The sequence below is a fragment of the Caballeronia sp. LZ029 genome, assembly GCF_031451275.1.
Lineage (GTDB): Bacteria > Pseudomonadota > Gammaproteobacteria > Burkholderiales > Burkholderiaceae > Caballeronia > Caballeronia jiangsuensis.
Genome location: NZ_JARUXO010000001.1, coordinates 1,484,684 through 1,496,772, shown reverse-complemented (window position 1 = coordinate 1,496,772; position 12,089 = coordinate 1,484,684). Strand labels below are relative to the sequence as shown.

Below are 12,089 nucleotides of genomic sequence, written 5' to 3'. Positions count from 1 at the left end.
CCCACGGCGGCGCAAGGGCGCGCAACCGGCGCGGACGATGCGGCCCGGCGCGCGAAATCCGCACATCCGTTTCAGGATTCACATCTGTTACAGCGCTTGTAACTCAGCGGGCAAGCGGCGCGGCTACGATGGATTCATGGCTGCATGCGAGTTCAGGAGCGCATCGCAGTCTTGGCGATGGCTTATCTGAAGAGGACGAAATGAACATCAAGGGCGTGGTCGGGATCGGAATTGCGTTGTCGGCGGGCCTCGCTTGCGAAGCCGCGATGGCGGGCGTGAGCGTCGGCGTCAACCTCGGGGTGCCGGTGGCGCCGGTTTATGCGGCGCCGGTTTATGTCGCGCCTGCGCCCGTCTATGAGGCGCCGCCGCCTCCGCCGCCACCGCCCATCGTGTATCAGCCGGCGCCGGTCATCGTCGCGCCCGCGCCCGCCATCGTCGTCGGCTGGCATGGCGACCGGTACTGGGACGGTTATCGCTACTGGGGACGCCGCGACTGGTATGCGCATCACGGCAGCTACGGCTATCGCCACTGGTAAGCGGAGAACGAACGGGAGCGGGGCATCATCATGAAAACTTCATCTCGAACTCGAATCAGGGCGCTGATCGTGCCCGTCGCGCTGGCGCTGGCGGCCGGTCTCGGCGGCTGCGTGTATGCGCCGCCTTATGGCTACGCGCCCGCGCCTGCATACGGCTACGCGCCTGCCTATGGGTACGCGTATGGGCCGGGGTATTACGCGGCGCCATCGGTGTCGCTCGGTATCGGCTTTTCCGGAGGCGGCGGCCACTGGCACGGACATTGAGGCCAGCTTGAAACGAAGTGGAACGGCCGTTGCTGCGCTTTTCTTCGACTCTTCAGGAGATAAGCGCAACATGGCTGAGCAAACCGTAACGCTTAAGGCGCGGGGTGCGCGCTGCGAGCACTTCATGCTGCCGCCGAACGGCTGGGTGCCGAACAATTCACGCCTGCCGGTACTCGTGTGGCGCGGCGCGATCGATCCCAAAGTCGCCGACTGCGCCGCGCGTTTCGAAGCGCTGTTCGCGCAAAACGGCTGGCCGCCGCAATGGCGCGACGGCGTCTTCGACTATCACCATTTCCATTCGACCGCGCATGAGGCGCTCGGCATCGCTTCCGGCGACGCCGAGCTGATTCTCGGCGGGCCGCACGGCCGTGTGATCGCGGTCAGCGCAGGCGATGCCCTCATCCTGCCCGCCGGCACCGGCCATTGTCTGCTGACGGCGGGCCGCCGCTTCCAGGTCATCGGCGCGTATCCGCCCGGTCAGCAATGGGATATTCGCCGCGACGCGATCAGCGAGGCAGACCGCATCGCGATGGAAGCGCTTCCGTTCCCGACAAGCGATCCCGTCGCCGGAGAAGACGGGCCGCTCGCGCGACTTTGGCGCTGATTCGCTCAGGCCTTGCTTTCTTTCGCGCACTGCGTGCGGCGCGCGCTGAACAACGGAATGCGCTTGACGACGCCCGTCGCGAGCGCGGTGCCGACGAGCACGATCGCGCACGCCACCGCCATGCCCATCGACACACGTTCCGCGAGAAACAGCGCACCCCACAGAATCCCGAAGATCGGAATCAGGAAGGTCACCGTGATCGCGCGGGCAGGCCCGACCACCGCGATGAGATGGAAAAACATCATGTAGGCCACGCCGGTGCACGCGACGCCCAGTCCGAGCACCGCGCCCCATGCGTGCGCCGATACCGCGCCCGTGGGCCAGAAGAAAAGCGCGAACGGCAGGAGCACGAGCGTCGCGGCGCTCATCGTGCCGGCGGCGACCGTCAGCGAATCGACGCCCATCAGATGCTTCTTCGTATAGCTCGCGGCGACGCCGTAACTGGCGGACGCGGCGAGCGCGGCCAGCGCGGCGAGGGCGGTGGTCATCGGCGCGACGGGAGCGGCGCTCGCATCGTGCATGAACATCTGGTTCCAGACGAGCGCGAGCACGCCGGCGAAACCGATCGCGAGTCCGGCGACGCGCATGCCGGTCAACCGGTCGCTGAGCCACAGGTACGCGACGAGCGCGCCCCAGAGCGGCGTCGTCGCGTTGATGACGGACGTGACGCCCGCCGGCAACGTCAGCTCCGCATACGCGAAAAGACAGAACGGCGCGGCGGAGTTGAGCACGCCGACGACGATGAGCGGCCACGCGCGCTCACGCATCGTCGAGAACGCCTGTCGCGCCTTGCCGCGCAACGCGAGCATCAGCAGAAGAAAGATCGCGCCGATGCCCACGCGCAGCGCCATCAGCGGCGCGACGCCGAGATCGGTCACGCCGACGCGGATGAACAGGAACGAGCCGCCCCACAACGCGGCGAGGATGAACAGTTGAGCGAGATTGACGGGATTCATGGCGGGCTTCGCAGAAGGAGTAGGAGGGCGAAGCCATCGTATCGGCGTGCGGCAGGCCGACGTTTCGGCCCGGCGTGAAACGAAAGATGCAGCGTTGTCGGCGCGGCTCCGTGCTCGCCGCTTCTTTCGGGACGCTCGCCCGGCTTCGCTCTACGCCAAGGATCGTAAGCGTGCGCGCACGCGCGGACAAACGAGCAATTCTCACCGCTATGTGAGAAAAATTATCATCGACGGCGGAGCGTGCCTGGCCGCCGGCGCACGGGTTGCCGGCGCATGGATTCGGTGCGACTCTTGCATCGTCGGAAGATGGATGAAGGTTTTGCAGCGCGATGGACGCGGTCAACTGGAGAAAAGCCATGGACAATGCAAACGGCAGCGCATCCACGATTCAATCGATGCAAACGGACGATCCGCCGCTCGCGCGCCGCACGGTGACGAGCGCGATGGAAGCGACGCTCGCGCCGGGCATGGCGCAGGGGCAGGCCGCGAGCGTGACGCCGCTCACGCCGGGCGCGGCGCACAGGCCGGCGATGTATGCGCCGTATCACGTGCACGGCAGCGTGCTCGAAGGCGGCGACAGTCCGTCCGTGCTCGCGCAACCGGCCGCCGCGACTTCCGCGGGGCAGGGCAGCCAGTACCATCCGTCGCGGCCGGCGCCACGGCGCGCGCGCGACATGCTGACGGGAGCGCAGGATGTCGTCGCGACGCGATATCGGCAGGCGAGGGAAGGCACCGATGACTTCGTGCACGACAATCCCTGGAAGTCGATCGCGCTGGCGGCGGTCGGCGGGTTGATCGTCGGTCTGCTGGCCGCGCGCTGAAGAACCGGTGGCCGACGTAACCGCGTGTAAGCATCTGTCAGTCGGGCCTCAACCTTGCTGTACCAAAGGTACCGACACGGCTCCTCGCCGTGCCGGGCCGACATGGAAGAACGATCGTACGATCTACGCAACGAGCGGTGCGAAATATTCAATCCGCTGACCATGGCGCTCGCCGGCCCACGACGCGTGCTGATCGTGCATTCGGAATCGAACGTCGGCGATTCTTTCGCGCTTCTGCTCGCGATGCGCGGCTTCGAGGCCGTGCAGATCGGCGATGCGCTCGGTGTCCTGCAGTTTCTGCGTAAATGGCGGCCGCAAGTGCTGTTCGTCGATACGCTCATCGGCGAGCTTCACGATCATGCGCTTGCGCGCACGCTGCGCGATACGCTGATGCTGGATCGGCTGGAAGGCGAAGTGGAGATGTTCATCGCGCTCGCCGCCGATGCCGGGCGCGATCCGCGCGATACGCTCCACGCAGCCGGATACGACGGCTTTTGCAGAACGCCGTGCCCGGTGTGGTGGATGTTCGATGTATTGAAATGCTTCTATGCACAGTGACGCAGGCGGCCAGCCGATGAGCCGCCGCCCGCCGCGCTGTCTCAGACCGCCCGGGAAGCCTTGAAATCGCTGGTTTCCAGCTCGACCGACTGGCCGTGGTTGCGCTCCAGCGTGCGCCGGGCCGCGTCTTCTATTTGCACGCGTCCTCCTTCGAACGCGGAGAGGAGATCGTGCGACGACGTCCCGCTGTTGCCGAAGTGATCGTTGAGCGCATCGAGGGAGACGCTGCACCACACTTCGCGGCCGTCCACCTTGGCCTCGAAAGCGACACGCGCTGCCGCCACGACATGACGCCGCCCGCTGAACTCTATCGTCATCCTTATCACCTCCTGTTATTCGATCGGAACACGTTAAGCGCGATCATCGCGGGAAGCGAAACTGTGCGGCCCGCGATGGCGATGCCCTCGACTGCGCGCGGCCTTGCGCGCCGCGCACTGTCGTCTTGCATGATACGCCCGCGATGCGCGAGACGTTCGAGACGGTGACTTTGCAATGGCCGTGCCCGGGCGCGTGCCGTAAAGGAGGCTAGCGGCAGCAGAGGCACCCGCCCCGATGAGACATGCCGTAGCTGCCGGCTTCGGCCGCGCCGTCGCCGGATGAGCTCGCGCCGCCCACGCTCGGTGCGCCGATCGTCACGCGCGCGGCCGTCGCGCCGCATTGCGGACACGCCGCAGGTTCGTCACGTTCGGCGATGCGGCGGACGGCTTCGAATGCGCCGCAATCCGCGCAATCGTAATCGTAGACAGGCATGACGTTTCCACTCGAAGAAAGATCGCTGATGCGTTCAGTTTAGCAAGGGTTTCGGTTCGCGCCGCGATGCGCCGTGGCACTGCCATTGCTGCAAAGGAAGCGGGATCCATCGCTCAGGAGGTCATTCTCATGAATCGCAATGCAAAGCTGCGCACGGCGCTCGCCGCGGCGCTCATCGCGACGCTGCCGCTCGGCGCGCTCGCACAGACCGAAGCGGCCAGTTCGACCATGGCCAACGATCTGCCGCCCGTCGACAAGGCTTTCGTGCAGGCGGCATCGTCGGCGGGATCGACGGAAATCGACGCCGCCAAGCTCGCCACGAAGCAATCGCAGGACAAGGACGTGAAAAGCTTCGCGCATCACATGATGGTCGATCACACCAAACTCGCGATGCAACTGAAGATGGCCGCGCCGCACGGCGTCACGGTGCCGATGAGCAACTCGGACACGTCGGCGCTCGATTCGCTCAAGGCGCTGCACGGCAAGGACTTCGATACCGCGTACATCCAGAAGCTCGGCGTGCAGGGGCATGAAGAAGCGGTGCAGGTATTCCAGAAGGAAGCGACGGAAGGCCAGAACGCCAAGCTCAAGCAGGCCGCGCAAAAGGCGCTGCCGACGATTCAGCAGCACCTGAAGATGGCGCAGGAACTCGCCGCGAAGAAGGGCGTGCAGTAAGGCGTCGACGCGCCGCGCGTGTCATGCGCGCGGCATCGCGAAATCAGCGCGCCTTGCGCAGCATGCGCAGGCGCGCTTCTTCCAGCGATTCGAACTTGCTGTCGGCTTCGTCGTAGATCGACACCTTGCCGCGTCCGATGTCGTACACCCAGCCCTGAACCTGCAGCTTGTTGAGCGCGAGCCTGCCCGCGACCGCCGGATGCGTGCGCAGATGCGTCAGTTGCAGGCGGATGTTTTCCTCGACCATCGCCTGGACGATGCGCTCTTCTTCCAGCTTTCGCGCCATCACGACGCTGCGCGCGGCTTCGGCATTGCGCAGCCACGCATGCACGGTAGGCATTTCATCGGCGATGGTCGCACCCGACGCGAGACCCTTCATCGCGCCACAGTCCGAGTGCCCGCAAATCACGATCTGCCGCACGTTGAGCGCGAGCACCGCATATTCGACGACCGCTGAAACACCGCCGAGCATCTCGCCGTAAGCCGGCACGATATTGCCGATGTTGCGGCACACGAAAAGTTCGCCGGGGCGCGTCTGCGTGATCATTTCCGGCGAAACGCGGGAATCGGCGCAGGTGATGAATAGTGTGTGCGGCGCCTGCTGGCGCGCGAGGCTCTTGAAGAGCGCTTCGCTGTCGGGAAATACGTGACGGTTGAAATCGTCGGCGCCTTGAAGCAGGTACAGGAGATCGGGCGTTTCGGCGCCGCCGCGTTCTTCGCTCATCGATTTATCGGGCATCGTGTGGCCTTTGGTGTGCGGTTGCGGCGCACGCCGCGTGCGCCGCCTCAAACCGTGAGCTTGCGGGGTTTTGAGATGGATCGCAAGTGTGTGTCGCCGCATCCCGCCTGAGCGTTCGCCTCGCTGCCGCGCAAACGCTCGTTCGTTTTTACGCACATATGCCGCCGCTTACTTCGGTTTTTCCGAACCGAAGCGCTCAAAATCTCGCATTTTTCGATCGACATCCTTCCGTTAGATTGTCTCTCATTGAAAGCAATCAGAAAGGAATCGACATGAAATGCCCCGTGTGTCCCGACACAGAACTGCTGATGACCGTGCGCGAGGGCATCGAGATCGACTATTGCCCGCGATGCCGCGGCGTGTGGCTCGATCGCGGCGAGCTCGATCAGATCATCCGGCGCGCGTCGCAGGTGTCGCTTGCCGAAGCGCAGGCGGGCGGGCGCGACGAGTGGCACGAGCGCGGCCACGATCGCGAGCACCGCACGCATCGCCACGACGGCTACCACTACGGCGATCAGCGCGGCAAGCGCGAACACGCGCGTCGCAAGAAATCGTTTCTCGGCGATCTCTTCGATTTCGATTGAAGGTGAAACGGGCGGGCGCATTGGCAAGCTTTTCAAACGCGACGGACAACAGCAACGGAGAACGGCAAATGGCAACGGTCAAGCAAGTGCTGAAGGCGAAAAGCGACGCGACGATTCACACCATCGACGCGGAAGCGAGCGTGTACGAAGCGGTCGCGCTGATGTCGAGGGCGGAAGTGGGCGCGCTCGTCGTCGTGGTGGGAGACGCGGTATGCGGCATCGTCACCGAGCGCGACTATGCGCGCAAGGTGATCCTGCAGGACAAGGTCTCACGCATGACCACGGTATGCGAAATCATGACCGCGCCCGTGCTGGCCGTGAGCCTCAGAACGAGCGCCGACGAATGCATGACCCTGATGACGCAGCAGCGCATCCGTCATCTGCCGGTGATCGAGGGCGGAAGGCTCGTCGGCATGATTTCGATCGGCGATATGGTGCGGCATCTGATCGAAGAACAGCAGTTCGCCATCGATCAACTGGAAAGTTACGTGCGCGGCCCGGGCCACGACATGCCGACTTGCGCGCTCACGCGGCGCAGCGCGATTCCGCAGACGCTCGCGGCGCGCTTTGCGTAGAGCCTCTGAGTGTCTGATCTTCAGGGCATGTCCGAGGCGAGATGCTGTTGCAGCTTGCGCACGACATCGCCCCAATCGCCGAGTCGGCGGGCGCGTACGAGCTGCATCGTCGGGTACCACGGCGTGCGATGCGGATCGCGCTCGTAGCGCCATTCGGCCACCCGATTGAGGAACAGATAGCAGCGCTTGCCGAGCGCACCCGCGATGTGCGACAAGCCGCCGTCGTTGCCGATGAACGCGTCGAGCCTGTCGATGATGGCGACGCTCTGCGCGAGGTTCATGTCGGGCAGCGTCGTGAAGCGTGCGGAATCGTTCGCGCGAGGATCGTTCAGCCAGCGCTTGCGCTCGAAGCCGCGCTGCATGATGACCCAGTGGATGTCGTTCGTGCCGTCGAAGAGTGGCGCGAGGTCGGGCAGGGCGAGGCTGCGGTTGGCGAAATTGTTCGCCGATTCGCACGAGGACCAGAAGATGCCGACGCAGCGTCGTCCGCCCGCGCGCCGGCGAATGTCATCGACGAAGGTATCGGCGATATCGTCATCGAGAGACTCGATGTAGCGCGTCGAGGACGCGTAGCCGAGTACCGGAAAGAGCGCGGTGAAGAGGGCGAAAGGATCGGTCCACTGCATGCCGTCGGGGGCGACGATGAAGCCCGCGGCGCGCATGGCATCGGCGTCTCTTTGCCGTTCGGCTGCGGGCATCGCGAAGCGATAGACGCGATCGGAGCCGTCGGCGTACGCGATCTGCACGCCCAGCGCCTGAAGCGCCCCGGCGTAGCGCACCCAGTTGACCTGATCTCCGTGGCCCGATGCGATCGATGTCAGCGTCATATGCGCGGGAAACACGCGTCCTCCGCACCAATAGTGCTCGATGTCGACATCCGGAAACTGCACGCGCCGCGCCTCCCGCGACGACCAGTAGCGGTGCATCAGTTCCACGCCGCCGGCGATGCCGTTCAGGCGCATCGCGCTGCGCCCCTGATGATGGCCGAGCACGTATGCCGAATGTTCGTCGATGCCTTCCGCGTCCAACTGGAGGACGCGCTCGTCTTCGCCGAGATAGTGCCAGCCGTAGACGCGCCACAAGAAGGCGCCGATCGGCGGTGTGGAAGCCTTGCGCGCGAAGTACTCGATCATGCCGAGCGCGACTTCCTTCAGGCCGAGGTGGGCGCATACATCGCTCAGACAATGGATCTGATATCCGAACAGGTCCGCTTCGCGTGTGAGCCAGCAGCAGATTTCCAGCGCCTCTTTGAATTGTCCGCCGCGCGCATGCGTGACCGCTCGCCAATGCCAGTATTCGGAGATGTGCTGATCCTCCGCGGCGCGTTCGTCGAGAAAACGGAAGCATTCGTCGATCTCGCCGGCGTAGAGTTTGGCGGAAAGCTGCGCGTCGTATTGGTCGAGCATGAGAGAGGTGTCGATTCACGGATGCCGGATTATTGCGCGCTCGAATGTGAGGACGCGTCGAGACCGTGCTGTTCTCGCAAAAATTTCATAATATCGATCAATGTTTTAATAAATCGACAATTTTCGAAATTATCGCGGCGAGATTGATTCGATTATAGGCGTCGGGAAAGGGCGTTTGGCTCGCAATGAATCGGTCGCGCTCACGGCGATGTGCCGCGGCGGACGATCGTGGCTTTGGCGTTTATCGACATCTCAGACTATCGTCAAGAAGAAGCGAAGAAAGACGCGCATTCGTTCCGAAAAGCAGTGACGTCAGATATTCTCGTATCCTAAATATATTGAGAGCGGGCGGGACAAATCTTGGAATGTCGAATATCGATCGGGTTCACTGAGTGCACCTTGTATTCCCGCAACGCGGCTCGGACTGTCAGCGACATCGAAGGGCGTCGCGCGATCGAAAATGCTTCATCGAATGACCTTTTCAGGCGGGACCAAGGCTGGCCGGTATCCATCTTTCCCCGTTGAGGCTTCACTTGACCAACATTCGCAAAACGCTTGAATCGTTCGATTTCTTTCACGATTGGCACGTAGACGCCATCGCGCTGCACAGCGACGAAGATGCGGACTGTCCTGACACGCTTATTCTGAAGCTGCGGCTCGTCAATCGTCGCGTGATCGTCACGTTCCACGGCATGACGCGTTTGGGTATCGATGGCGGTGGCACCGTCAACATCGTGCTGTCGCTTGAACCTGTGAAACCTGATACCGAGACAGAACGGCTGGCCGCGAAAATGTTCAAAAACTCGCTGAAGGGCGCACGGGTTGCCGACAATGCAGTCATCCTGTATCCGACTGCTGGTTTCGCGATCGCAGTGGAATTCGACACGCTCACTGTCGAACCCGACCGCGTGCTATCGCGAGAATGATTTTGTCTTTTAGTTGCGGGAGGTTTTGTGACGCTCCACACCGTTTGGCGATGGCGCGCCGATCAGTCCCGTGCTTGCCGCGAAACCTCGCCGCCGTGGAAACTCGCAGCGGTCAGCTTGCCACCGGTTAAAACCCGACATCTGTAAATAGCCAGAACACGACATTAGGATACGGCCGCTACAAGCAGGAAAATTGATAATTTATCTTATGTTAAATCAGCAACGCGAGCGAACCAATCCTCCAACCACCCACCCATTACCCCATCTCACCAGCCCGCTCCAACAAAAACTCCCGCTCCCGCGCATTCTTCGTCAGCGCCGCCGCGCGCTCGAACTCCACGCGCGCCTCATCCATACGCCCAAGCTTCGCCAGCAAATCCGCGCGCACACTCGGCAGCCAGTGATAGTTCTTCAAAGCAGCCGTCCCGGAAAGCGCATCGACGATCGGCAGCGCCGCATCCGGCCCATACGCCATGCTCACCGCGACCGCGCGATTCAGTTCGACCACCGGCGTCGGCGCTGTCTGCATCAGCGCATCGTAGAGCGCGACGATCATCGGCCAGTCGGTGTCCGCGGCGGTCGGCGCGCGCGCGTGGCACGCAGCCAGCGCCGCCTGCAGCGCATAGACGCCGCGCGCACCGCCCAGCGCTTCCGAGCGTTTCAGCGCCGCGAGCCCGCGCCGGATCAGAAGCGGATCCCAGCGGCTGCGATCCTGATCCGGCAAGAGCACCGGCCGACCTTCGCGATCGACACGCGCCTTCGTTCGCGACGCCTGAATCTCCATCAGCGCGACGAGCCCGTGGACCTCGCTCTCATCCGGTGTCAGTTCGGCGAGGATGCGCCCGAGCCTCAGCGCGTCTTCGCACAGTCCCGGACGCATCCAGTCGTCGCCGGCGGTCGCCGAATAGCCTTCGTTGAAAATCAGATAGATGACCTGGAGCACCGAGCCGAGCCGCGCGACGCGCGCGTCGGCCTTGGGCACCTCGAACGGCACGCGGGCCGCCGATAACGTGCGCTTCGCCCGCACGATGCGCTGCGCGATCGTCGGCTCCGGCAAGAGAAACGCGCGCGCGATCTCGTCGGTCGTGAGTCCGCCGATCAGGCGCAGCGTCAGCGCGGCGCGCGCATCGACGGACAATACCGGATGACACGCCGTGAAAATGAGCCGCAGCAGATCGTCGCCGATGTCGTTTTCGCGCGCGGCGTCGAGCGCATCGACGAAATCGGGGGTGATGTGCGCTTCCTGCGCATCGAGATCGCGTCCGTACTCCTCGTGCTTGCGCGCGTGCAGCGCATGCTGCCGCAGACGGTCGAGCGCCTTGTTCTTCGCTGTCGTCATGAGCCACGCTCCCGGCTTTTCGGGCACGCCCACGCCCGGTTGGCTCCAGTGCTCCAGCGCGGCGACGAACGCGTCCTGCGCCAGTTCCTCGGCGAGCGCGACATCGCGCACCACGCGCGCCACGCTCGCAATCACCTTCGCGGACTCGATGCGCCACACCGCGTCGATCGCGCGCCGGGCCGCATCGTCCGCCGCGCCTTGCTCGTTCCCGCGCCCGCTCACGCCGCTTCCGGATTCATGTGCACGAGTTCCCAGATATGGCCGTCGAGATCCTCGAAGCCGTGGCCGTACATGAAGCCGTGATCCTGCGGCTCGCGCGGCGCGCGTCCGCCCGCCGCGACCGCCTTCGCGACCAGTTCATCGACTTCCGCCCTGCTCTCGCACGACAGGCACACGAGCGCCTCGGTGCTCGCGTGGGCGTCGGCGATCGGCTTCTCCGTGAAGGTCTGGAAGAATCTTTCGACGAGCAGCATCGCGTAGATGTTTTCGCCGATGACGAGGCACGCGGCGTCGTCGTTCGTGAATGCCGGGTCGAAATTCAGGCCCAGTTCCTTGAAGAAGGTCATCGAGCGCTTGAGATCGCGAACCGGAAGGTTCACGAAGATCTGCTTGTGCATGGCGGAGGTCTCCAGGGTTCGAATCGTTACGCGAGATATATGCACGACGATCGGCGCGCATGAAAATCGACACGAACCTCACGCATAGCAAGGTCCGACCTTGCGGACTTCGATGGTGCACCACTTCGCCGCGGGGCATTCGGCAGCGATCGCCACGGCTTGCGCGTGTGTTTCGCAATCGATCAGGAAAAAGCCGCCGATCATTTCCTTGGCTTCGGCGAACGGTCCGTCGATAACACGCGTATCGCCCTGGGCGCTCGTCACGCGCGCCGCATCCTTCATCGACGTCAGCGATTCCACCGCGCGCAGCACCCCGCGCGTCTTCAGCGTATCGGCGAATTCCGCCATCTGCCGGTACGCCTCACGCCCCTCTTCCTCCGTGCGCTGGCCGCGCTGTTCGACCGGTTCCATCACGAGTAGCAGATAAGCCACGACGAGCCTCCGAAAGGTTTTTGATGGCGTTCAAGTTAAACCGTCGCGGGCGCGTCGGCAAGGGTCTGTCGGACAGCGTCCTTGCATCGAGCGCTTATCTCGATATTGACAAGCCCCATTGCGCCACACGATACTGCGACACATGCACGCATCTCTCATTGTCTCCATCGCCGCGATTAAAAACCGAGTGAACGCCATCCGTGGCGGGTCATCGGGACAGCGTGTGCGCTAGCGAGACAGCAAGCAAACAGATTCCGAAGGCCCCGCCGCAAGACGGGGCCTTCTTGTTTTTGCGTGCAAGGTTCCG

The 12,089-nt window shown here is 63.6% G+C and carries 17 protein-coding genes; 9 read left to right on the top strand and 8 right to left on the bottom strand.

Annotated elements, in window-relative coordinates; translation table 11 throughout:
* Positions 1-200 precede the first annotated feature (200 nt).
* The 3 genes from QCE73_RS07170 (at position 201) to QCE73_RS07160 (ending at position 1,404) form a co-directional block, all read left to right on the top strand.
* Positions 201-536 (top strand): hypothetical protein, encoded by a 336-nt coding sequence (locus QCE73_RS07170; RefSeq protein ID WP_309880414.1) that lies wholly within the window; start codon positions 201-203, stop codon positions 534-536.
* 30 nt (positions 537-566) lie between these two features.
* On the top strand, positions 567-800 hold the full coding sequence (locus QCE73_RS07165) for a hypothetical protein (protein ID WP_309880412.1): 234 nt from the start codon (positions 567-569) through the stop codon (positions 798-800).
* Positions 801-870: 70 nt separating this feature from the next.
* Positions 871-1,404 carry a cupin gene (locus tag QCE73_RS07160; RefSeq protein ID WP_309880411.1) on the top strand — a complete coding sequence of 178 codons (534 nt, stop codon included), beginning with the start codon at positions 871-873 and terminating at the stop codon, positions 1,402-1,404.
* 5 nt (positions 1,405-1,409) lie between these two features.
* Here the strand turns inward: QCE73_RS07160 and QCE73_RS07155 are convergent, their stop codons facing one another.
* Positions 1,410-2,360, bottom strand: a complete 951-nt coding sequence (locus tag QCE73_RS07155) for a DMT family transporter (protein ID WP_309880410.1) — start codon at positions 2,358-2,360, stop codon at positions 1,410-1,412.
* A gap of 356 nt (positions 2,361-2,716) precedes the next feature.
* Here QCE73_RS07155 and QCE73_RS07150 point away from each other — a divergent pair, with 356 nt between their 5' ends.
* Positions 2,717-3,181, top strand: a complete 465-nt coding sequence (locus tag QCE73_RS07150; protein WP_309880409.1) for a glycine zipper domain-containing protein — start codon at positions 2,717-2,719, stop codon at positions 3,179-3,181.
* A 102-nt stretch (positions 3,182-3,283) separates the two neighbouring features.
* Positions 3,284-3,739 (top strand): response regulator, encoded by a 456-nt coding sequence (locus QCE73_RS07145; protein WP_035498607.1) that lies wholly within the window; start codon positions 3,284-3,286, stop codon positions 3,737-3,739.
* Positions 3,740-3,780: 41 nt separating this feature from the next.
* Here QCE73_RS07145 and QCE73_RS07140 read toward each other — a convergent pair whose 3' ends face one another.
* Complete coding sequence (locus tag QCE73_RS07140) at positions 3,781-4,056, bottom strand: DUF1488 domain-containing protein (RefSeq protein WP_035498609.1); 276 nt, start codon at positions 4,054-4,056, stop codon at positions 3,781-3,783.
* Positions 4,057-4,264: 208 nt separating this feature from the next.
* Positions 4,265-4,489, bottom strand: coding sequence for a zinc ribbon domain-containing protein (locus tag QCE73_RS07135; protein ID WP_309880406.1), 225 nt, complete (start codon positions 4,487-4,489; stop codon positions 4,265-4,267).
* A gap of 129 nt (positions 4,490-4,618) precedes the next feature.
* Here QCE73_RS07135 and QCE73_RS07130 point away from each other — a divergent pair, with 129 nt between their 5' ends.
* Positions 4,619-5,164, top strand: coding sequence for a DUF4142 domain-containing protein (locus QCE73_RS07130; RefSeq protein ID WP_035498932.1), 546 nt, complete (start codon positions 4,619-4,621; stop codon positions 5,162-5,164).
* 43 nt (positions 5,165-5,207) lie between these two features.
* Here QCE73_RS07130 and QCE73_RS07125 read toward each other — a convergent pair whose 3' ends face one another.
* Entirely contained in the window at positions 5,208-5,888 is a 681-nt protein-coding gene (locus QCE73_RS07125) for a carbonic anhydrase (RefSeq protein ID WP_238217790.1), read from the bottom strand.
* A gap of 287 nt (positions 5,889-6,175) precedes the next feature.
* Between QCE73_RS07125 and QCE73_RS07120 the strand changes: the two genes are divergently transcribed.
* Positions 6,176-6,487 (top strand): zf-TFIIB domain-containing protein, encoded by a 312-nt coding sequence (locus QCE73_RS07120; RefSeq protein WP_309880405.1) that lies wholly within the window; start codon positions 6,176-6,178, stop codon positions 6,485-6,487.
* A 68-nt stretch (positions 6,488-6,555) separates the two neighbouring features.
* Positions 6,556-7,062, top strand: coding sequence for a CBS domain-containing protein (locus QCE73_RS07115; protein WP_309880404.1), 507 nt, complete (start codon positions 6,556-6,558; stop codon positions 7,060-7,062).
* A gap of 20 nt (positions 7,063-7,082) precedes the next feature.
* Here QCE73_RS07115 and QCE73_RS07110 read toward each other — a convergent pair whose 3' ends face one another.
* Positions 7,083-8,468: a glycosyltransferase family 9 protein gene (locus QCE73_RS07110; protein WP_309880403.1), complete on the bottom strand. Its 1,386-nt coding sequence runs from the start codon at positions 8,466-8,468 to the stop codon at positions 7,083-7,085.
* 533 nt (positions 8,469-9,001) lie between these two features.
* Here QCE73_RS07110 and QCE73_RS07105 point away from each other — a divergent pair.
* Entirely contained in the window at positions 9,002-9,394 is a 393-nt protein-coding gene (locus QCE73_RS07105; protein ID WP_309880402.1) for a hypothetical protein, read from the top strand.
* A gap of 256 nt (positions 9,395-9,650) precedes the next feature.
* Here QCE73_RS07105 and QCE73_RS07100 read toward each other — a convergent pair whose 3' ends face one another.
* The 3 genes from QCE73_RS07100 to QCE73_RS07090 form a co-directional block, all read right to left on the bottom strand.
* On the bottom strand, positions 9,651-10,955 hold the full coding sequence (locus tag QCE73_RS07100; RefSeq protein ID WP_309880400.1) for an RNA polymerase sigma factor: 1,305 nt from the start codon (positions 10,953-10,955) through the stop codon (positions 9,651-9,653).
* Positions 10,952-11,350, bottom strand: a complete 399-nt coding sequence (locus tag QCE73_RS07095; protein WP_035498619.1) for a VOC family protein — start codon at positions 11,348-11,350, stop codon at positions 10,952-10,954. The genes QCE73_RS07100 and QCE73_RS07095 overlap by 4 nt, the downstream gene beginning before the upstream one ends.
* A 78-nt stretch (positions 11,351-11,428) precedes the next feature.
* Positions 11,429-11,782 carry a YciI family protein gene (locus tag QCE73_RS07090; RefSeq protein WP_035498620.1) on the bottom strand — a complete coding sequence of 118 codons (354 nt, stop codon included), beginning with the start codon at positions 11,780-11,782 and terminating at the stop codon, positions 11,429-11,431.
* Between the last annotated feature and the right edge of the window lie 307 nt (positions 11,783-12,089).